Source organism: Nocardia wallacei, assembly GCF_014466955.1.
Lineage (GTDB): Bacteria > Actinomycetota > Actinomycetes > Mycobacteriales > Mycobacteriaceae > Nocardia > Nocardia wallacei.
The window spans coordinates 2,715,996-2,736,450 of sequence record NZ_AP023396.1 but is presented as its reverse complement, the minus strand read 5'-3'; the positions used below and the strand labels follow the sequence as shown (position 1 = coordinate 2,736,450).

Genomic DNA, 20,455 nt, shown 5'->3' with positions numbered 1-20,455 from the left:
CGTAAGCCTCATTCAACGGTGTACCCGCCAACCGGGGTCACGAGCCCCCCGGCCGCCGAAGCGAAGCGGAGGCCACAGACACAGCGGAGGCCACAGACATGGATCAGTTGGTATTGGTATTCGTGCTGGCGTTCGCGACCATCCTCGCGCAGCCGCTGGGCCGCCGGACCGGACTCGCACCGGCCGTGCTGATGACCGTGTTCGGGCTCGTACTCGCGCTGATTCCGGCCGTGCCGAATATCGATATCAACCCCGAACTGATCCTCCCCCTGGTGTTGCCGCCGCTGCTCTACGCCTCCGCGCGGCGGACCTCGTGGCAGCAGTTCGCGGCCAATGCCGGGCCGATCCTGCTGCGCGCTGTCGGGTTGGTCGTGGCGACGGCCGTGGCGGTGGCGGCCGTGTTCCACGCCTGGTATCCGGGCGTGCCGCTGGCTACCGCGGTGGCGCTGGGCGCGGTGGTGGCGCCGCCGGACCCGGTGGCGGCCAGCGCGGTCGCCGATCGGCTGGGACTGCCGCGCCGATTGGTCGCGGTGCTGGAGGGTGAGGGTCTGTTCAACGACGTCACGGCGGTGGTGCTCTACAACGTGGCGGTGCAGGCGGTGGTCACCGGGCACTTCTCGGCGTGGCACACCGCGTTCGACTTCCTGCTGTCGGCGGTGGTGGCGATCGCGGTCGGGCTCGCGCTGGGCTGGGCCGGAAGCCGGCTGATGCGCAAACTGAGCGAGGCCGCCTGGCAGGTCGCGCTCGGCCTGTTGCTGCCGTTCGCCGCGTACGGGCTGGCGGAGGCGTGGCACGGGTCGGCGGTGCTGGCGGTGCTGGTGTGCGCGCTGTACCTCACCGACGCGGCCTCGGATTTCAGCGACAGCGCCTACCGCATCGTCGGCGACTCGTTCTGGGACGTGATCGACCTGCTGGTGACCGGCGTCGCGTTCGGCCTGATCGGCCTGGAACTCACCACCATCCTGGCCGCGACCGGACCGGATTGGCAGCGGCTGCTGGGCGGTGCGGCCGCGGTGATCGCGGTGGTGGTGCTGCTGCGCCTGGTCTGGCTGCTGATCACCACCGAGGTGTTCCAGCGCTGGTCGCGTCGGCGCGACACCGACGAGCCGCACACCTGGCGGGAATCGGTCGTGACGTGGTGGGCGGGCATGCGCGGGGTGGTCACGGTCGCGCTGGCGGTGGCGCTGCCGCTGACGACCGAGGCGGGGGCGGACTTCCCGGGCCGGGCCGAGGTGTTGTTCATCGCGTTCACCGTGGTGCTGTTCACGCTGCTGGTGCAGGGGCCGACGCTGCCCGCAGTGGTGCGCGCGACCCACGTGCAGGCCGACACCGAGCAGGAGCGAATGCTGGAGCGCCGCTTGTGGACTCGCATTCTGCGCGCCGAGCTGGCCCGGCTCGAGGAGATCGCTGACAGCGAGGATCTGCCCGACGAGGTCTACCAGCGCATGCGCGAGGGTTTCGAGCGACGCCTGGTGCGGGCGGATCCGGAGGCCGCCGAGGCCGCCGACGACAGCAAGTCGATCGACCGGAGCCTGCGCTTCACCGGCAAGATGCGGGCCATCAGCAACGAGGTGCTCGAGGCGGGCCGCACCGAGGCGCTGGCCGCCCGTCGCGAGCCCGGTATTCCGCCCGACCTGGTCGACCGGATGATGCACCGGCTCGATCTGCGGCCGATGTCGCCGATGTAGCCGAAAACGGGGCCGCGGTGCGGATGCGGCTGCCGCCGCCGCTGCGCGTATCCCACCTCGGCATAGCGTGCGGTCGGTTTGCCGGACTACACGCGCATGTCAAGAGGGGTAGACATCGGATGGCACCGCAGGTCCCGGGTTTCGGCACGCCCGCTACCTGCGCGCATCCGGTCCGGCAAACTTCGCCAATTTCCCGAATTGTTCTGCTGTAAATTTACTACCAGTGAGTACGTCGCTAATGTTCCGGCGTGTCGCCGTAAAGCAGTCGGCGGGAAGCGTTCTGGCAAGGAGTTCGCATGCTGGAAGTCAATCACTTCACGTACGGGTGGCTGACGCCCGCACTGGCCTATCTGATGTCCGTCACCGGCTCGTTGCTGGCACTGCGCTGCATGGTCCGCGCCCGCTCCAGCAGCCGGCCCGACGGCTGGATCGTCACGGCGGCCATCGCGCTCGGCGGGACCGGCATCTGGGTCATGCATTTCATTGCGATGCTGGGCTTTTCGGTGCGCAACGCGACGATCCGGTACAACATCCCGATCACCTTGGTGAGCGCGGCGATCGCGATGGGCGTGGTGTGGGTGGGCCTGTCCCTCGTGCTGCGGCGGCAGGGCGGCGGCTACGCGCTGCTGACCGGCGGCACCGTCACCGGACTCGGCGTCGGCGCCATGCACTACGCCGGGATGTACGCCATGAAGACCGACGTCGCGGTGCACTACGACCCGTGGATCGTGCTGCTGTCGCTGCTCATCGCCGTGGTCGCGGCGACGGCGGCACTGTGGTTCGCGTTGCATGTGCGCGGTCTCGCCGCCACCGTCGGCGCGGCGCTGATCATGGGACTGGCGGTGTGCGGCATGCACTACACCGGCATGTTCGCCATGCAGGCGCAGATGGCCGGGCACTTGCACGCACCGGGCGGCGCGCAGGCGCATCAGCTGCTGACCCCGCTGATCGTCGGCGTCAGCATGGTCACGCTGCTGCTGTTGCTGCAGGTGGGCATCACCGATGTCGACGAACCCGACCTCACCCGCATCCGCGGACAGCACGCCAGCCGCTATTGGCCGAGCCGCGCGCAGACCCTCGACGCGCCGCCGGACGAATACCGGGGGCCGCGGCATCGATGGTGAAAAGCCTTGTGGCTCAAGAATCGATGATCCGCCCCGCCGTGCCGTCCACCTCGGCGCGGGCGGAGGTGTCCTTGAGTCGCACTCCGGACCCGCCCAGCCGCCGCGCACCCGCCACCAGTCCGGCGACTACCTGCGCGGCCGCCGCGTAGCCCAGCCCCTCCGGTGGATGAATGTTGGAGACGCAATTGCGTTGGGAGTCCGCGCGTCCGGGCCGCGGCCGGTGGGTGAGGTAGACGCCGAGGCTGTCTGCCACCGACAGTCCGGGCCGCTCGCCGATGAGCACCAGGACGGTGTCCGCCCGCAGGGCCTGCCCGATGTGATCGCCGAGCGCGACCCGGGCCTGGGTGGCGATGACCGGTGGCGACAGCCGATACCGCTGCGCCAGTTCGTCTTTCAGCGCGGCGAGGACCGCCGGTCCGTGCTCGTGGACAGCGCGGGCCGACAGGCCGTCCGCCAGGACTACGGCGATATCGGCTCCGTCCGGCGAAAGCGCCTGCGCGAGATCGGTTTCCGGCAGTCTGCCCAGATCCGGCCGCCGCAGGTACTCCGAACGGTCGGTGGCGCGACTGCGCACGTGGGCCGGACGGCCGAGTCCGAGTTCGGCCACGGCAGTTGTCAGGGAGGCCACGTCGAGCGGGGCGTGCACCGCGTCGCGCGCCGCGGCATGCGCGGCCGCGAACTCCAGCACCCGCCGCGTAGGCAACGCATCCCCCGCCCGCCCCAACCCGATCCGAGCCTGCGTCAGTCCCCGAAGCTCATCCCAGAACCCCTGCACCCCATCCCCTTCCACTCCTCCTGAGCCAGCGGGGTCGCCCGACGGCGACACCGCCGGGGCTTCCGCCGAACCGACCGGGCCGCCCGACCGGGACATGGCCCGGACTTCCGCCGAACCAACCGGGCCACCCGACCGGGACATGGCCCGGACTTCCGCCGAACCAACCGAACCGCCCGACCGGGACATGGCCTGGACTTCCGCCGAACCGACCGGACCGCCCGACGGGGATATGGCCACGGGACGCCCGGGTCGCGGGTCGTCTGGTTTCGCACTCATCACGACTCCGCGAGCGCGTGCAGGGGCGAGGACAGTGGTGGTACCTCGCGGATGCGGCCGTCGGCGTCGCGCAGGCCGAGCCGGTCGAGCCAGGCCGCGAATTCCGGTGCGGGGTCGAGACCGAGGACCGCGCGGGCGTACAGCGCGTCGTGGAAGCTCAGGCTCTGGTAGCCGAGCATAACGTCGTCGGCGCCGGGCACGGCGATGACGAAGGCGGCGCCCGCGGCGCCCAGCAGGGTCAGCAGCGTATCCATGTCGTCGGAGTCGGCCTCGGCGTGGTTGGTGTAGCAGACGTCGACACCCATCGGCAGGCCGAGCAGCTTGCCGCAGCAGTGGTCCTCGAGACCCGCGCGGATGATCTGCTTGCCGTCGTAGAGGTATTCGGGACCGATGAAACCCACCACCGTGTTCACCAGCAGCGGATCCAACGCGCGCGCGACGCCGTACGCTCTGACCTCCAAGGTCTGCTGGTCGACCGGCTTGCCGCCGGTGCCCAGGTGCGCACCCGCGCTCAGCGCCGAACCCTGCCCGGTCTCGAAGTACATCACGTTGTCGCCGACGGTGCCGCGCCGCAGCGACCGGCCCGCCTCGGCGGCCTCGCGCAGCAGCGAGATGTTCACGCCGAAGCCCGAATTGGCGCCCTCGGTGCCCGCGATCGATTGGAACACCAGATCCACCGGCGCGCCGGAGGCGATCAGGTCGAGCGTGGTCGTGACATGGGCGAGCACGCAGGACTGGGTGGGAATGTCGTAGCGCAGGCGCACCTCGTCCAGCAGGCGCAGCAGATCCGCTGTGGCGCTGGGCGAATCGGTGGCCGGGTTCACTCCGATGACCGCATCGCCGCAGCCCAGTAGTAGTCCGTCCAATACGGCCGCGGCGATCCCGCGTGGGTCGTCGGTGGGATGGTTGGGCTGCAATCGGGTGGCGAGGGTGCCGGGGAGTCCGATGGTGGTGCGGAATCCGGAGCGCACCCGCATTGCCCGCGCCACCGCGATCAGGTCCTGGTTGCGCATGAGTTTGCTGACCGCGGCGACCATTTCGGGAGTCAGGCCCGGCGACACCGCGGTCAGTGCGGCCGTGTCGGCCCGCGCCGCCGCCGACAGCAACCAGTCCCGCAGCCCGCCCACGCTCAGCTGCGCGATCGGCGCGAACGCGGCCCGGTCGTGGGTGTCGATGATCAATCGGGTGACCTCGTCGGTCTCGTAGGGCACCACCGGCTCGGTCAGGAACTCGCGCAGCGGCACCTCGGCCAGCGCCCACTGCGCGGCGGCCCGCTCGGCGTCCGACCGCGCCGCGCATCCGGCCAGTTCATCGCCACTGCGCCGCGGGGTGGCCTTGGCCAGCAGCTCCACCAGTCCATCGAACGCATAGCCGGTGCCACCCAGACTCTGGCGGTATATCGTCACGCGATCCTCCTGCGCCGCTAGGTCCTCCCCGCACCGATTCTGGTCCGGCGATATTGCCATCCGGTTGGCGATTGTTGCCACAGCATGACCCGCCCCGACCCAGCCCGATGTCGGCCCGTGCCACACAGGTTCCGGCGCTGCCGCCGGGCTCGGGGCACAGACCATGCGTGACGCCGCTGTCCACACCACCGACCGCCGAGACAGCGGCAGGCACGGACGGCGGACGACACACGACGCCACCGGGACGCACCACCGACCGCCGAGGCGATGGCGGGATCGGAATGCGGACGAGCGTGACGCCGCTGGAGCGCGCCACGCGGCGACGGGAGCGGCGGTTCGGATTGTGGGCGGCGCGGTATCCGGTGGCGCGCGCGCCACCGCGCGAGGCAGACCGGGACGGGCCACACTTGCTGGCGTGCCTGCTTCCGTCCTGCGCCACTATCGCTCGCCGTGGACCCGGACCGTCGACCTCGAGCACGGGGTGCGGGCGGTGCGGGTGTGGTGGCACGGCAATCTCCGGGTGTTCCGGGCGGCGCGGGCGGCGCACGATCATCTCGGTGGCGCTCCGGCCGCCTGCGCGTACGCGTTCACGCTGTTCGTGACCTGGTGGACGCTGCGGGGTATCAGCGATATCGCCGGGCACCGCCTGATCCTGTCGGCGTCGACCAATCTGCACAACATGCGCCACGACCCCGTGCAGGTGCTGGTCGCCTCGGCGTTCTGGACCGAGGGCGGCTTCCCGTGGACGATCGTGCTCGGTTTCCTCACCGTGATGGCCTGGGCCGAACGCTGGCTGGGCACCGTGCGCTGGGTGCTGATCTTCGCCCTGGGACACGTCGGCGCGACGCTGATCACCGTCACGGGCACCGCCTACGCCGTCGATCACCGGCTGCTCCCGCTGAAGGTGGCGGTGGTCTCTGATGTCGGTGCGTCCTATGGCTTCTCGGCCGTCTTGGCGGCGCTCGCGTACCATTTGTCCGGCACGGCGCGGCTGGTGTGGGCGGGCGGGCTGGTGGCCTGGTTCGGGCTGCTGGCATGGCGCGGGCGGACTTTCACCGACTACGGGCATCTGACCGCCGTGCTGATCGGGCTGCTCGCCGGGGCGATGGCGCTCACGGTCGCGCGCCGACTGGAACGGCGGGCCGGGAGACAGCGCGACACCACATCCGAAACCGCGGCGGGTCAGGCGAATTCGGCCTGATCGGCCTGCCGGGCACGCCGGTGTCGCGGCGGGCGACACGGTGGCCCGGCTCACCGCGCGAACGCACGTCGCCGGGGAGCTGCGCACGGACGGCCCGGCTCAACCGCCCGCGGGCGCGCGGCGAAACGACCGTTGCAGCAGCCCCACCGCGGGCTCGACGACCCGCGCGGCGATCGGCCCCAGCACGGCCATCAGAAAGACGTAGGCCGAGGCCAGCGCCGCCAGCTCACCGTCCACCGCGCCCACCGTCACCGCCAGGCCCGCGATGACGATGGAGAACTCGCCCCGCGCCACCAGCGCGGCCCCGGCGCGCGCCCGGCCCATCCGCCGGATCCCCAGCCGCGCCGACGCCAGCCAGCCGGTCGCCACCTTGGTCAATACGGACACCACGGCCAGCAGCACCGCCCAGCCCAGCACCGGCGGGATGGCCCGCGGATCGGTGTTGAGCCCGAACGCCACGAAGAAGATCGCCGCGAACAGATCGCGCAGCGGCTCCAGCAGCTTGGCCGCATTCTGCGCGGTCGACCCGGAGATGGCGATGCCGAGCAGGAACGCGCCGACCGCCGCCGACACGTTCAGCGCCGACGCCAGCCCCGCCACCAGCAGCGCGGCACCGAACAGCTTGAGCAGGAAGACCTCTTTGTCGGCGGAATCCACGATCGCCGACACGAACCGGCCGTAGCGCAGCGCCACCACCAGCACGCAGGCGATGGCCAGCAGCGCGATCGCCAGCGACCGCAGCCCCGCCAGGTAGCCCACCCCGGCCAGCAGCGTGGTGAGCAGCGGCAGATACACCGCCATCGTCAGATCCTCGAACACCAGGATCGACAGCACCACCGGCGTCTCCCGGTTGCCCAGCCGCCCCAGGTCGTTGAGCACCTTGGCCGCGATCCCGGAGGAGGAGATGTAGGTGACACCGCCCATGGTCACCGCGCCGACCACACCCCAGCCCAGCAACAGCGCCACCACCACGCCGGGGGTCGCGTTGGCGACGATGTCGAACAGGCCCGCCGCCCAGGAGCGGCGCAACCCGGTCACCAGCTCCGGGGCGGTGTACTCCAGGCCGAGCAGCAACAGCAGCAGCACCACACCGATCTCGCCGGCGACATGGCCGAATTCGGCCGCCGACTCCAGTCGGATGACCCCACCGTCGCCGAAGGCCAGACCGCCCAGCAGATACAGCGGGATCGGGGACATTCCGAACCGTCCGGCCACCCGCCCGAGCACTCCGAGAACGAACAGGATCGAACCGAGCTGGATCAGCGCGAGCGCGGTGGAGCCCACCGGGTCACCCGTCGGTCAAGATCGCCAGGGCCGCGTCCAGACCGTCGGGGGTGCCGACGACGACCAGCAGGTCACCGGCGGAGAGTACGAAGTCCGGCCCCGGTGACGGATGCACCTGCCCGGCTCGCATCGCCGCGACGATCGAGGCCTTGGTGCGGGTGCGCATCCGCGTCTCACCCAGCATCCGGCCCTGGTACGGCGACCGCTCCCCGATCGGCAACTGCCGGGTGATGATGCCCGGCATGTCGCGGTGATCGGCGTTGAGCTTCTCCACGAGTTGCGGCGCGCCGAGCAGGTTCGCCAGGGCGGCGGCTTCGTCGGTGGTGAGGGGCACCTGGGCGGCGCAGGCGTCCGGATCGTCCTGCTTGGAGATGATCAGGTCCAGGCCACCGTCCCGGTGCGCGACGACGCCGACCCGGCGGCCCGATCGCACCTCGAAGTCCTTGCGTACCCCGATGCCGGGCAGGGCTGTCACGTCGACGTTCACGTTCCCAGCCTAAATGGGCAGCGCCCACCCGAGGGTCAGGCGGGTGCCTGCGGCGGTGCGCCGAAGCGGCAGCGCCCACCTGAAGGTCAGGCGGGTGCCCGGGGCGGCGCGCCGAAGGCGTCAGCGCCCACCTGAAGGTCAGGCGGGTGGCCGCGGCGGCGCGCCGAAGCGGCCGTCCGGTCCCGGCAGGTACTCGGTCACGGCCGTCACCGCCGCCGCGGGCAGCGGTCCGTACAGATGCGGAAAGCGCATCGAGGCCGGATCGGAGGGCACGCCGGGCTCCCATCGCACGGGCGCGTCGAGGCGGCCCGGATCCAGCCACAGCAACACCACATCCCGCCGACCGGCGAACAACCGGTCGGCGGGCAGGTGCACCTGTTCCGGCGTGGACAGATGCACGAAACCCGCATCCTCCAGCGAGGCCGGGCGGCGCTCCCCCGCCGCCCGGTCGGCATCCCATTCGGCGCGGGTGCACAGGTGAACGAGGGTGCCCGCCTTGGCATTTCGAGGGTCGTCGGCGTCCATCGCTCGACCATAGCCGGTGATCACCGGCCCGGCACGCCGTCGAAAACCCGCGGTGGCCTCGAAGTTTGCCATCAGTGGAGTGTGATTGTCGGTATGCCGGGGTAGTCTCCCGATAGACAACTGGATCGGCCTGTTCACGGAAGTGGGTACCTACACTTCGCCCGGTGCTGCCCGGCTGTTCGCTTTCCGCGAAATGCCTGGTCGTGTTAGGGAAAACACAAAGGAACATCTCCGGGAACAAAGCCCCCGTCCCGAACGTCTGACAGAGTAGTCATAGCCCCTGCTGGGAAGTAGCGGTAGCGAGCCCGCGGAAGGGACCGCGGGCCCCACACCAGGTGAACGGTCTTCTGCGCCGGGATCCAGGACGGAGGAGTCATGCCAGGAACACTGACTAGCACCCCACTGACCGCGGTCGATCGTTGCGACCGCTGCGGGGCGGCCGCGCGCGTGCGCGCGATCCTTCCCGGTGGTGGCGAGTTGCTCTTCTGCCAGCATCACGCCAATGAGCACATGGACCGTCTCCGTGAGCTCGAAGCCGTGATCGACACAGAGTCGGCACCGGCGCTGTAATCAGCTCCTTCAGTCCGATCGACAACTGAATCCGTCAACAGAAACCCATAACGGGCGGCCATCTGGCCGCCCGTTTCGCGTGCGCGGACCTCAGCGCGGCAAGGTGGACTCGATACCGGTGAGCAGCCGGTCCAGCCCGTACTCGAACGCTCCGTCCGGGTCGCCCGGTGCCTGGTACTGCTCGCCGACCGTCGCCCCGACGCGCGCCGACAGCGGGAATTCGGTGGCGGGCATCACCTGGGTCAGCAAGGGGCCGTGCACTTCCCACCACTGCGCGTCGCTCATCTCGCGGGCGCTGCGCCGGGCCGCGACCGCCATGCGGGCATTGCCGGTGGCGAATTCCGACAGCACCGCGATCACGCGATCCAGTTCCACATCCGGCAGACCGGTGCCGTCCAGCGCGGCCAGCTGACGTTCATAGCGACGCAGCCGGCCCGGGCCCAGGACCAGTCGCCACGGCGGTACCTCGAGCAGCCACGGGTGGGCGATCAGCTCGGCGCGGACGACGCGCGCGATCGCTGCCATGCGGTCTCGCACGGGCAGGGCCGGATCGATCGGCGGATCCTCGGCGGCGACCGCGTCGACCATCAGGATGACCAACGCTTCCTTGCTGGGCACGTAGGTGTACAGGCTCATCGGCCCGAGCCCCAGTTCGGCGGCGACCGCGCGGATGGACACCTTGTCGTAGCCCTCGCGGTCGGCGATCGCCACCCCGGCGCGCACCACCTCGTCGACGCTGACGCCCGGCTTGGGGCCGCGTGCGCCGGGGCGGCGCGGCAGCGACTCCCGCCACAGCAGCTGCAGCAGCTGTCTTGCCTGCTCGACGGCCGAATCGTCGGTCACGGCGCTCCTCGCGGAATATCGGTACCCTGTACGAAGTTAGAATACCCCGTACAGAGTACGTAGATCAGGAGGGTCGTCCTGCCCACCACCCATGCCACCTACACCCATGCCACCTATCTGCCCGACCGGCACATGTTCGCGCTGTGGACCTGGAACGGTTCCGCGCCGATTCCCGCGTCCGGCGCGGACACGGAACCCGTCTCCCTCGCCGTTCCCGCACCCGACGGCTCCGGCATGACCGTCACCGCGGTGGACTGCGCACTCGCCGAGCCCGGCCGGTTCGCGACCATGCCGGTCGCGGCACCCGGCGCCTCGGTCATCGCTTGGCGCGCCGTACTGGGCGGCGCGACCGCCGAACTGCCGCCGGTCGCGCACGCCGTTCCCAATGCGGCACGGACCGCCGTCGTATCCGCGGACCGGGCCGCCCGAGCGTGCGCCGGCAGCCAGGCCGTGCTCGCCGAGCTGCGCACCACACTGCGGGCCGACCTGCGTTCCTACCAGGCCGGTGGCATCGCGTGGCTGCGGGAGACCACCGCGACACACGGCGGCGCGGTGCTCGCGGACGAGATGGGACTGGGCAAGACCGTGCAGGCGATCGGTTATCTGCTCGGCCGGGCCGACGACGGACCGCAGCTGGTGGTCTGCCCGACCTCGCTGGTGGGCAACTGGGCACTGGAGCTCGAGCGGTTCGCGCCGGGGCTGACGCCGGTCGTGTGGCGCGGCGGGGACCTCGGCGCCGTACCCGGCGGGTCCATCGTCGTGACCGGCTATCCCACGCTGCGCGGACACGGCCGGGCACTGGCCGAGCAGCACTGGGCGACAGTGGTTTTCGACGAGGCGCAGGTGCTGAAGAATCCTCGCACCCAGGTGGCACGGGCGGCGCGGGCACTGCGGGCCGACGCCCGGATCGCACTGACCGGCACGCCGGTGGAGAACCATCTCGACGAATTGTGGGCGCTGCTGAATCTGGTGGCACCGCGGGCGTTCACGCACAAGGCGCAGTTCCGGCGCCGGTTCGTGCGGCCCATCCACGAGGGCTCGGAGCGGGCCGCGATCCGGCTGCGTGACGTCCTGGAGCCGTTCGTCTTGGCGCGCAAGAAGATACAGGTGGCGGCCGCGCTGCCGTCGAAGCTCCACTGCGATGTGGTGTGCGATCTCACCGAGGAGCAGCAGCGGCTGTACGACGGGCTGCTCGACCAGGCGGCGGCCGAGGGTTTCGGCAGCGGCACGCAGCGGCAGACCCGGGTGCTGGCGGCGCTGACCGCCCTGAAACAGGTGTGCAACCATCCGGGCCTGGTGACCGGCGAGCTGGACGAATTGGCCGGGCGCTCCGGCAAGTTCGACGTGTGCGCCGATCTGCTCGCCAACAACCTCGACAACGGCGCTCCCACTCTGGTTTTCACCCAGTACCGGCGCACCGGCGAACTGCTGGTGCGCCACTGCGCCGAGCGGTTCGGGATCACTGTGCCGTTCTTCCACGGCGGACTCGACGCCGCGCAGCGCGCCGATATCGTGCGGCGATTCCAGACACCGGACGGACCGCCGGTGCTGGTGCTGAGCCTGCGCGCGGCCGGGACCGGCCTGACCCTGACCCGCGCGGCCGACGTCGTGCACTACGACCGCTGGTGGAATCCGGCGGTGGAGGCGCAGGCCTCCGACCGCGTACACCGGATCGGCCAGACCCGGCCCGTCACTGTCACCACGCTCACCACGGGGACCACCGTCGAGGAACACATCGCCGGTATGCACGGCCGCAAGTCGGCGCTGGCCGACCTCACCGACACCGGCGGCACCGGCGCCGCGTCCGGGGTGGCGGCGCTGGCCCGGCTCGACGACGAGCACCTGCTGGAGATCCTGCGCCGGAAGCGAGGGAATTGATTTGGCCGACAACGAATTCGGCTATACCGCCTGGGGCATGGACTGGGTGCGCCTGGCCGAGCCCCTGTCGCAGACGCGGCCCGAACCGCTGCTCCCCCGCGCCCGCCGCATCGCACGCAACGACGGCGTCGAACTGGCGATCGAGGGACGTACGGTGCGCGCGTCCATCCATCGCGGCAGCCAGGCCTCGGTGACCTACCTGGAGCTGGCGCCGCTGCCCGCCGCCCGGATCGCCGCCATCGCCGCGCAACTCCCGCCGGATGCGGCCGAGCTGGCCGACACCGTCCGCGAAACCCTGCGCACCGCGGGCGTCTCCGTTGCCCCGCGCCTGCTCAACTCCGACTGCTCCTGCTCCGCCCGCAAGCCCCGCTGCCTGCATCTGCTCGCCGCCTGCTACGCCCTCGCCCGGCGCGTGGACGAAAACCCTTGGCTGGCACTGGAGCTGCAGGGCTACCGGGACACCGTCGCCCCCGGCGATTCCGACGCACCGCCACCTCGGTGGACGCCTCTCGAAACCATCGACCCCGCAACCTATTTCGGGACCATATCGAATCCGGGCACCGCAGTGCCCACCGGCTGACACCGGGACCTGCTCACTCGGGCCGACGGGCGCGGAAGCGGAAACTCTTCGTGTCCTTGTCGATTTCGATGTCCGCGAAGCCGATGCGAGCGAGGCGCTCCGGGAGGGTTTCCGGGGGTACGGGCACGCAGGTGTCGCCCAGATGGATCAGGCGGAAGGCGAAGCTGTCCAATCCGTCGCTGCCCGCGAAGACGCCGCCCGGCCGCAGCACACGGAAGGCCTCGGCGAACAGGTCGTCCTGGCGCGGCGGCGACGGGACGTGATGCAACATGGTGAAGCACACGACCGAGCTGAACTCGTTGTCCGGCAGCGGCATCGCCGCGCCGTCACCGTCGAGCACCCTCAGACGTCCGGCCTTGCGGTCGCGCAGGCGGGCGGCGAGCACCGGATCGATCTCGAGGCCGGTGAGCGCGGGCACCCGTTCCCGCAGGGCCTCGACGTTCGCGCCGTACCCGGGCCCGACCTCGAGCGCGGCGTCCCCCAGGTCCACGCCCGACAGTGCCCACGGCACGATGCGGGTGGCGCTGGCGCGCTCCCAGAGAGCGGAGCGGCAGAGCAGGCGGTGCGGCAGATTCATACCCATGACCGTGACGGTAGGAGTCCCCGTCGGCGGCCGGAAGACGCTACGCTGCCAGATTGTGTCGCAGAACGGACACCCGCTCGAGGTCGCGGCGCCCGCCGGACCCACCGCGATGGTCTTCGGCGTGGGCATACTCCCCGCGGGCCTGTGGTTCGAACCGCATCGGCATCCACAGCACCAGATCGTCTGGGCCTCACAGGGAGTATTGGCAGTGGCGGCCGGTGGCGGCCAGTGGGTGCTCCCGCCGACCCGGGCGCTGTGGATACCCGGCGGGCTGCCGCACCGCACCGGAACCCCCGACGGCGCCGCCATGCGCGGCATCTTCGTCGAACCGGACCGCTGCCCGGTGCGCTTCGCCGCTCCCACCCTGCTGCGCGTCGACCGCCTGCTGCACGAACTGTTCGACTACCTCACCGGTGGCGGACTCGACAAGCCCCGCGCCCCAGGCGTATTCCTGCGGGGCGCCGATGCGCTCGCGGCGGATCGACGGCAGCGCGCCGAGGCGGTGGTGTTCGATCTGCTCGAACCGGTCGAGGTGACCCCGGTCGGCGCGCCGATGCCCGCGGATCCCCGCGCCCGGGCCGTCGCCGAGGCCCTGCTGCGCGACCCGGCCGACGATCGCACACTCGCCGAGTTCGCCCCGGACGCCACCGCCAGCGCGCGGACGCTGGCCCGGCTGTTTCGCGCCGAGACCGGAATCAGCTTCGGGCAGTGGCGAACTCAGGTCCGGCTGGCCGCCTCGCTGCCGCTGCTGGCTGGCGGGCTGCCGCTGGCGCGCATCGCCGAGCGGGTCGGCTACGGCTCGGCCAGCGCCTACGTCGCCGCCTTCCGCCGCGCGATAGGGGTGTCGCCGGGCCGGTACTTCGCCCGCTGATCAGGCGTTGGTTCCGCTGTCGACGGTCACGACGGCGCCGTTGACCGCGCGTCCCGCCGGGCTCGCGAGGAAGGCCACCATGGCGGCGACGTCGTCGGGACCGGCGAACCGGCCCAATGGATTGAACTGCAACTGCTGACCGGCGTGGTCGCCGCCCGCCGGATTCATATCGGTGTCGGTGGCGCCGGGCTGCACCAGGTTCACCGTGATGCCGCGCGAACCCAGTTCCCGCGCAAGGGCTTTGGTGAAACCGTTGAGCGCGGACTTGCTCAGGTTGTACAGCGCCAGGCCGCCGAACAGCGCCCGCTCGGACAGGTTCGAGCCGATGCTGATGATCCGGCCGCCCTCGGTCATGTGCCCCACCGCGGCCTGGGCGGCGACGAAGGCCGCCCGGGCGTGGATGTGCAGCGCCTGATCGATCTCGTCGAGGGTGAAATCCTCGAACGGCTTGGCCGGGAAGATGCCGGCGTTGTTGACCAGGATGTCGAGCCGCCCCAGCGTCGCGGCGGTGTGGTGGACGGCCGCGACGATCTCGCCCGCGTCGGCGCTGTCGGCCCGCACGACGAGTGCGCGACGACCCAGCGCCTCGATCTCGGCCGCCACCTTTTCCGCGTTCTCCACGCCGGTGCGGTAGGTCAGCGCCACGTCGGCGCCCGCCTCGGCCAGCCGCCGCGCGATCGCGGCGCCGATGCCCCGGCTGCCTCCGGTCACGAGTGCCGCGGTCCCGGTCAGGTCGTTCATCTCCGCTCCTAATTCTGTGTCGATCAGTACATAAATGACTCAAGCAGACCGGGAAGGCGGCGTCAAGGGTATATTTAACGATCGACACAGAAAGGAGCGGTCGTGGCCGAACGGGGTCGTCCCCGCGCCTTCGATCGGGCGCGGGCATTGCGATGCGCCATGGAGGTGTTCTGGGAGCACGGCTACGAGGGCGCGTCGATGAGCGACCTCACCTCCGCCATGGGCATCAACTCCCCCAGCCTCTACGCGGCGTTCGGCAGCAAGGAGCAGTTGTTCCGGGAGTCCGTGGGACTCTACGGGTGCACCGAGGGCGGGTACACCGCACGTGCGCTGCGCGAGGAACCCACCGCGCGCACCGCCATCGAGGCCATGCTGCGCGACAATGCCCGCGCCTACGTCGACGGCACCACACCGCGCGGCTGCATGGTCGTGCTGGCCGGGTCCACCTACACCACCCGCAACACGACGATCCGCGACTTCCTCGTCGAAAAGCGCAGGGCGACAGTGGAAGACATCCGCCACCGCCTCGAGCGTGGCGTAGCCGAAGGCGACCTCCCCGCCGCTACCGACACCGCCGAACTGGCCGACTTCTACGCCACCGTCCTGTTCGGACTGTCGGTCCAGGCTCGCGACGGCGCCGACCTACCGCAGCTGAGCCGCACGATCGACCGCGCCCTGGCCGCCTGGCCCACCTGAACCCGTGCGGGGCAGGTTGGTGGATCGCCGCCGAACGGCCGTGTGTCGCGCAGGTATCGGCGGGTCGGGCGCGACTACATGCGGCGCAGGGCGGCGATGCGCTGGGAGAGTTGCTCGGCCGTCGCCAATGCCGTTGGGGGACCGCCACATTCGCGACGCAGCTCGCCGTGGATGACACCGTGGGGCTTGCCGGTGCGGTGGTGATGCATGGCGACCAGGCTGTTGAGTTCGCGGCGCAGCTCGCTGAGGCGGTCGGCGGTGGCGACCCGCTCGGCGGCGGCCGCGATGCTGGGGCCGGATTCGGCGCCCGCGGCGGCCGCGCTGCGCTCCTCGACCTGGCGGGTCTGGCGGTCGCGCAGCAGCGCGCGCATCTGCTCGGCGTCGAGCAGGCCCGGGATACCGAGATAGTCGGCCTCCTCGTCGCTGCCCGCGAAGGTCGCGGTGCCGAACGAATCGCCGTCGTAGATCACCTGATCCAGTTCGGCGTCGGCGGCGAGCGCGACGAACTTCCGCTCCTCCTCGCCCGGCTCGTCCTGCTGTTTGTTGGCCTCGATCAGCAGCTCGTCCTCGAGGCCGTTCTTCTCCCGGTGCGGCTTGCCGATGACGTGATCGCGCTGAATCTCCAGCTGCGCGGCCAGGTCCAGCAGCACCGGCACCGACGGCAGGAAGACGCTCGCGGTCTCGCCGGGCCGGCGGGCGCGCACGAACCGGCCGATCGCCTGGGCGAAATACAGCGGTGTGGAGGCGCTGGTGGCGTAGACGCCGACGGCCAGGCGCGGCACGTCCACGCCCTCGGACACCATGCGCACCGCGACCATCCACGGGTCGGTGCTCGCCGCGAACTCGCCGATCCGCTGGGAGGAGGTGGGATCGTCGGACAGCACCAGCGCCGGGCGCGCGCCCGAGATGTGTTCCAGCAGTTCGGCGTAGTCGCGCGCCCGCTCCTGATCCGTGGCGATCACCAGCCCGCCCGCGTCGGGCATGCCGGTGGCGCGCAGCTGGCGCAGCCGGGTGTCGGCGGCCCCGAGCACCTTCGACATCCAGTCTCCGGCCGGGTCCAGCGCGGTGCGCCAGGCGCGGGCGGTCTGCTCGGCGCTCAGCGGTTCGCCCAGGCGTGCGGAGTACTCCTCGCCCGCGCTGTCGCGCCAGTGCGCGTCGCCGGAGTAGGCGAGGAAGACCACCGGGCGCACGACGCCGTCGGCGAGGGCCTCGGAGTAACCGTAGGCGTAGTCGGCGCGCGAGCGCGGAAATCCGGCCTCGTCGGACTCGTAGTTGACGAACGGGATCTGGGAATCGTCGCTGCGGAACGGGGTGCCGGTGAGCGCCAGCCGCCGCGTCGCGTCGCCGAATGCCTCGGCGGCCGCGTCGCCCCAGCTCTTCGCGTCGCCGGCGTGGTGGATCTCGTCGAGAATCACCAGGGTGCGGCGGTTCTCGGTGCGCACGCGATGCTTGAACGGATGCGACGCCACCTGCGCGTAGGTGACCACCACACCGTGATAGTCGCCGGAGGTGCCGCCGGTGGAGTTGGAGAAGTTGGAGTCCAGCGCGATACCCGCGCGCGCCGCCGCCGCCGACCACTGATGCTTGAGATGTTCGGTGGGCGCGACCACCGTCACCTGGTCGACGGTGCGGTCGGCCAGCAACTCGGAAGCCAGTCGCAGCGCGAACGTGGTTTTACCAGCACCCGGCGTCGCGACCGCGAGGAAGTCGCGTGGCTTCGTCGTCAGATATTTGGTGAGAGCCCTGCGCTGCCATGCACGTAACGAACCAGCACCACCCGAAGTCACTCCACAGAGATTAGCGACCCGCACCGACACCAAGCCAATCGCCTGCCGCCGGACCGCCCCCCGGATCGCGGGTTCGCGCGGCCCCGCGGGCCCGGATTTCGGTGACCACCGCTGGCTCCGCGACGCTGCCCGCGGCGGCTCCGGAAACCGAGCGCGGGCCGTGGGCCGGGCGTGTCGCGCGGGGCTGCCCCGCGCCCGCGGTCCGGAGCCCCGGGGCGGCTGCCGCGCCGCCTCGCGACGCGCCTGTGAGCTTGCCCACCGGCAGCCGCCGCGCGAAGAGCCTTCGATCTCGCCCACCACGACCACCGCCGCGCGACACGTTTTCCATCCGTTCGCCTATTCGGCGCGGCCGTAGGTGATGCTGTAGGCACGATGGACGCGCACGAACCACCTCCGGACGACAGCGCCGCACCGAGTCCGGGCGCGGCCGCGGGTCGGCGTGCCCGGCGGATCCTGCACCGGACCTGGCAGCTGATCGCCCGGGTGGCGGTGAAGGCGTGGGACGATTCGATCTTCGCCAAGTCGGCGGCCGCCGCGTTCTGGCAGACGCTGTCGCTGGCGCCGCTGCTGCTGGGACTGCTCGGCAGTCTCGGTTACGTGGGCGGCTGGTTCGGGCCCGACACCGTACAGATCGTCGAGGGAAAGATCATCAGTTTCAGCCGAAACCTGTTCAGCCCCACCGTGGTCGACGATCTCATCGCCCCCACCGTCGGCGATGTGCTGGGGCGCGGGCGCGGCGCGGTGGTCTCGGTCGGTTTCGTGCTGTCGCTGTGGGCCGGTTCGTCGGCGATGGCGACCTTCGTCGATTCGATCGTGGCCGCGCACGACCAGCAGGACGCCCGGCATCCGGTGTGGCAGCGCATCTTCGCCCTGCTGCTGTACGTGCTGTTCCTGGTGGTGGCGGTGTTCGTGCTGCCGCTGGTGGCGCTGGGCCCGGCGCTCATCGGCCGGGCGCTGCCCGAGGGCTGGCGCGAGCCGGGGCTGCGGTTGCTCGACAGCTTCTACTACCCGGGGACCGGGCTGCTGCTCATCGTCGGCCTGACCACTCTCTACAAGCTCGCCCTGCACAGATCGCTGCCGTGGCATCGACTGTTCTGGGGCGCGGTGGTGGCGGGCGTGTTCTTCATGGCCGCCAGCGACGGGTTGCGCCGCTATCTGGCCTGGGTGACCCGCACCGGCATCAGTTACGGCGCGCTGGCGACCCCTATCGCGTTCCTGCTGTTCACCTTCTTCCTCGGCTTCGCGGTGATTCTCGGCGCGGAATTCAATGCCACCGTGCAGGAGTTCTGGCCGGCGCGCGCCACCCGGGTCGAGCAGTTGAAGCGCTGGCTCACCCGGCATCTGCGTGCGTCCGGCCCGGGCGACGACGACACGTCCGCCCCCGGCTCGCCGACAGCCGCGCCGCCCGAGCCCGAATCGCGGCCGGACACCTCGCAGCCACTGCGCATCATTCCGTGAGCCCGTTTTCCGTGTGCCGAGGCGTAGCTGGGGTGCGGGCACGGCTATAACCGCGCGGCATCGCGGGAGGGGCGTGTCGCGGCGGATGTGCGAGTCAGCGCCCGGGGCGCAGGATGCGGAAGGTCACCGCCAATCCCAAAATTATCAACACAAATGCAATTGCAGATGTAAACCACGATTGCGTGAGTGCGGCTATTCCACCCGTCAATATCGAGCAGACCAGCAGAGACAGCACGACAGACCCCTTCTCGACCCCACGGGCCCGGGCTTTCACTTCAGCCTTGCCTGTCGCGATCACAGAGCGCCCCTTATCGCAGAATTAGCCGAGCCGGTATATAACTTTTACTCATGCAACATTCATAACGCAACCTTGAGAATGTCGTCAGGCCGGAAATCGGGCGTTCACCGGCGGACGAGACATTTATTCGCTACCGCCCGGCACACATATCCGATCCTGCGGCAGACGGCTCTCACAACAGGCCGTACCGCCGCGCATTGGCGACCGCTTGCGCTCGGTTCCGCGCCTGGAGCTTCTGCATGACCGTGCACAAATAGGACTTGACGGTATTGTTCGACAGCCCGAGCCGGGCGCCGATCTCACCGTTGGTATGGCCCGTCGCCACGAGCCGCAGCACATGGTATCGCGCGGTACGAACGGTGTCCGCGTTCTCGTCGCGGGATCGCCGCATGCAGGGACTGCCGTGGTGTTCTCGGTGTCGGCGGGTGCTATCGGTCGTCGAGCCCCAGCGCGAGGGCCTGGAGCAGCCAGTGTTGCGCGTCACCGACGGTGACGGTGCCGGTGACCTCACTGGTGAGCTGCCAGTAGCGCGGAATACGGTGGTCGGGAACCTTTGCGCCGCACAGTAATCGCCGCCGGAACCGGGGTGTGTCGCGTTCCTCTCGCGCGGCGGCGTGCGCGGCGACGAACCGATCGAGTTCGGGGCCGGGCCGGGGCGACTGGTGGGCGGCGAGCAGCCGGCCCACGGCCTCGCACGCCTCCCCCACCCCGCCCAGCAACTCCCGCTCGTGCCGGATCCGGCCGCCGTCCGATTGCCGCAACCGCCGCGACATCGCGACCCGGAAAGTGGGATCCGCTGCCAGCGTGGACAATTCGGCGTAGACCAGGACGTGCCACGGTTGCGGGGCGACCGGCAGGGCGGGGACGTGCATCGAGAGGAACGCCTCGATCGTCGCGGGTGGCAAGGGCGTGAGCACGCGCCGCCAGAACGTCACGACGGCATCCTGGGCGCCGCCCCGATCCGCCACGGCGGCAAGCGGTTCCAGGTGTCCGAGCCGGGCGGCCGGTGGCGCGGACTCGACGGCGAGCAGGGCGGCGCGGCGCCACGCCAGCACGGCCAGCTCGGCGTCGAGCGCGGCGCGTTCGGTGGCGACCGCGTCCTCGATCGTGGTGGCGCCGGCGAGGACGTCCACGATCGCGCCGAGGCCGAGACCGAGCGCTCGGAGTCGGCGCACCAGCAGCAGCCGATCGACAGCGACGGCCGGGTCGAACACGCGGTGCCCGCCCGAGGTGCGGCGCGACTCCAGCACCGCTTCGTCGCAGTAGAAACGGATGGTGCGCACCGGGACCCCGGTCCGCCGCGACAGCTCCCCGATACCGATCGAGCCGCCGCCGGGTGTGTCGTCGATCACGTTCGCTGGAACCTCCACCTCGGTGGAGTTCC

General features: G+C 70.6%; 21 protein-coding genes. 9 read left to right on the top strand and 12 right to left on the bottom strand.

From position 1 onward, the window contains the following. The first annotated feature begins 98 nt into the window (after positions 1-98). Positions 99-1,688 carry a Na+/H+ antiporter gene (locus NWFMUON74_RS12430; RefSeq protein ID WP_187687957.1) on the top strand — a complete coding sequence of 530 codons (1,590 nt, stop codon included), beginning with the start codon at positions 99-101 and terminating at the stop codon, positions 1,686-1,688. Between the two features lie 296 nt (positions 1,689-1,984). Further along, positions 1,985-2,812, top strand: a complete 828-nt coding sequence (locus tag NWFMUON74_RS12425; RefSeq protein WP_187687956.1) for an MHYT domain-containing protein — start codon at positions 1,985-1,987, stop codon at positions 2,810-2,812. Positions 2,813-2,825: 13 nt separating this feature from the next. Here NWFMUON74_RS12425 and eutC read toward each other — a convergent pair whose 3' ends face one another. Both eutC and NWFMUON74_RS12415 read right to left on the bottom strand, forming a co-directional pair. Beyond that, entirely contained in the window at positions 2,826-3,602 is a 777-nt protein-coding gene (gene eutC, locus NWFMUON74_RS12420; protein WP_232110989.1) for an ethanolamine ammonia-lyase subunit EutC, read from the bottom strand. Between the two features lie 260 nt (positions 3,603-3,862). Next, a complete protein-coding gene (locus NWFMUON74_RS12415) occupies positions 3,863-5,269 on the bottom strand; it encodes an ethanolamine ammonia-lyase subunit EutB (protein WP_232110988.1) in 1,407 nt (468 codons plus the stop codon). A 415-nt stretch (positions 5,270-5,684) separates the two neighbouring features. On the opposite strand from NWFMUON74_RS12415, the gene NWFMUON74_RS12410 reads away from it, so the two are divergent. Next, positions 5,685-6,470, top strand: a complete 786-nt coding sequence (locus NWFMUON74_RS12410; RefSeq protein WP_187687953.1) for a rhomboid-like protein — start codon at positions 5,685-5,687, stop codon at positions 6,468-6,470. A 99-nt stretch (positions 6,471-6,569) separates the two neighbouring features. On the opposite strand, the gene NWFMUON74_RS12405 is transcribed toward NWFMUON74_RS12410, so the two are convergent. From NWFMUON74_RS12405 to NWFMUON74_RS12395, 3 genes are all read right to left on the bottom strand, one after another. Then, on the bottom strand, positions 6,570-7,754 hold the full coding sequence (locus NWFMUON74_RS12405; protein WP_187687952.1) for a cation:proton antiporter: 1,185 nt from the start codon (positions 7,752-7,754) through the stop codon (positions 6,570-6,572). 4 nt (positions 7,755-7,758) lie between these two features. Then, complete coding sequence (locus NWFMUON74_RS12400) at positions 7,759-8,241, bottom strand: cation:proton antiporter regulatory subunit (protein WP_187687951.1); 483 nt, start codon at positions 8,239-8,241, stop codon at positions 7,759-7,761. A gap of 138 nt (positions 8,242-8,379) precedes the next feature. Continuing rightward, a complete protein-coding gene (locus tag NWFMUON74_RS12395) occupies positions 8,380-8,766 on the bottom strand; it encodes a DUF952 domain-containing protein (RefSeq protein ID WP_187689110.1) in 387 nt (128 codons plus the stop codon). Between the two features lie 375 nt (positions 8,767-9,141). On the opposite strand from NWFMUON74_RS12395, the gene NWFMUON74_RS12390 reads away from it, so the two are divergent. Beyond that, on the top strand, positions 9,142-9,336 hold the full coding sequence (locus NWFMUON74_RS12390; RefSeq protein WP_024805954.1) for a DUF7455 domain-containing protein: 195 nt from the start codon (positions 9,142-9,144) through the stop codon (positions 9,334-9,336). 90 nt (positions 9,337-9,426) lie between these two features. On the opposite strand, the gene NWFMUON74_RS12385 is transcribed toward NWFMUON74_RS12390, so the two are convergent. Continuing rightward, the gene (locus NWFMUON74_RS12385) at positions 9,427-10,179 is read right to left on the bottom strand and encodes a TetR/AcrR family transcriptional regulator (protein WP_187687950.1); all 753 of its coding nucleotides are present in this window, start codon (positions 10,177-10,179) and stop codon (positions 9,427-9,429) included. A gap of 132 nt (positions 10,180-10,311) precedes the next feature. Here NWFMUON74_RS12385 and NWFMUON74_RS12380 point away from each other — a divergent pair, with 132 nt between their 5' ends. Both NWFMUON74_RS12380 and NWFMUON74_RS12375 read left to right on the top strand, forming a co-directional pair. Beyond that, entirely contained in the window at positions 10,312-12,057 is a 1,746-nt protein-coding gene (locus NWFMUON74_RS12380; protein ID WP_187687949.1) for a DEAD/DEAH box helicase, read from the top strand. A gap of 1 nt (position 12,058) precedes the next feature. Next, positions 12,059-12,637 carry an SWIM zinc finger family protein gene (locus tag NWFMUON74_RS12375; RefSeq protein ID WP_187687948.1) on the top strand — a complete coding sequence of 193 codons (579 nt, stop codon included), beginning with the start codon at positions 12,059-12,061 and terminating at the stop codon, positions 12,635-12,637. Positions 12,638-12,650: 13 nt separating this feature from the next. On the opposite strand, the gene NWFMUON74_RS12370 is transcribed toward NWFMUON74_RS12375, so the two are convergent. Continuing rightward, entirely contained in the window at positions 12,651-13,220 is a 570-nt protein-coding gene (locus NWFMUON74_RS12370) for a class I SAM-dependent methyltransferase (RefSeq protein ID WP_187687947.1), read from the bottom strand. Positions 13,221-13,275: 55 nt separating this feature from the next. Between NWFMUON74_RS12370 and NWFMUON74_RS12365 the strand changes: the two genes are divergently transcribed. Then, positions 13,276-14,091 carry an AraC family transcriptional regulator gene (locus tag NWFMUON74_RS12365; protein ID WP_232110987.1) on the top strand — a complete coding sequence of 272 codons (816 nt, stop codon included), beginning with the start codon at positions 13,276-13,278 and terminating at the stop codon, positions 14,089-14,091. Here NWFMUON74_RS12365 and NWFMUON74_RS12360 read toward each other — a convergent pair whose 3' ends face one another. After that, positions 14,092-14,832 (bottom strand): SDR family NAD(P)-dependent oxidoreductase, encoded by a 741-nt coding sequence (locus tag NWFMUON74_RS12360; protein ID WP_187687946.1) that lies wholly within the window; start codon positions 14,830-14,832, stop codon positions 14,092-14,094. A gap of 102 nt (positions 14,833-14,934) precedes the next feature. Between NWFMUON74_RS12360 and NWFMUON74_RS12355 the strand changes: the two genes are divergently transcribed. Then, positions 14,935-15,528, top strand: a complete 594-nt coding sequence (locus NWFMUON74_RS12355; RefSeq protein WP_187687945.1) for a TetR/AcrR family transcriptional regulator — start codon at positions 14,935-14,937, stop codon at positions 15,526-15,528. 74 nt (positions 15,529-15,602) lie between these two features. Here the strand turns inward: NWFMUON74_RS12355 and NWFMUON74_RS12350 are convergent, their stop codons facing one another. Further along, positions 15,603-17,315, bottom strand: coding sequence for a DEAD/DEAH box helicase (locus NWFMUON74_RS12350; protein ID WP_280329246.1), 1,713 nt, complete (start codon positions 17,313-17,315; stop codon positions 15,603-15,605). A 372-nt stretch (positions 17,316-17,687) separates the two neighbouring features. On the opposite strand from NWFMUON74_RS12350, the gene NWFMUON74_RS12345 reads away from it, so the two are divergent. Continuing rightward, a complete protein-coding gene (locus NWFMUON74_RS12345) occupies positions 17,688-18,773 on the top strand; it encodes a YihY/virulence factor BrkB family protein (RefSeq protein WP_187687943.1) in 1,086 nt (361 codons plus the stop codon). Between the two features lie 94 nt (positions 18,774-18,867). On the opposite strand, the gene NWFMUON74_RS12340 is transcribed toward NWFMUON74_RS12345, so the two are convergent. The 3 genes from NWFMUON74_RS12340 to NWFMUON74_RS12330 form a co-directional block, all read right to left on the bottom strand. After that, positions 18,868-19,071, bottom strand: coding sequence for a hypothetical protein (locus NWFMUON74_RS12340; protein WP_187687942.1), 204 nt, complete (start codon positions 19,069-19,071; stop codon positions 18,868-18,870). Positions 19,072-19,243: 172 nt separating this feature from the next. After that, a complete protein-coding gene (locus tag NWFMUON74_RS12335) occupies positions 19,244-19,462 on the bottom strand; it encodes a LuxR C-terminal-related transcriptional regulator (RefSeq protein ID WP_187687941.1) in 219 nt (72 codons plus the stop codon). Positions 19,463-19,499: 37 nt separating this feature from the next. Continuing rightward, complete coding sequence (locus NWFMUON74_RS12330; RefSeq protein WP_232110986.1) at positions 19,500-20,441, bottom strand: MerR family transcriptional regulator; 942 nt, start codon at positions 20,439-20,441, stop codon at positions 19,500-19,502. Positions 20,442-20,455 lie beyond the last annotated feature (14 nt).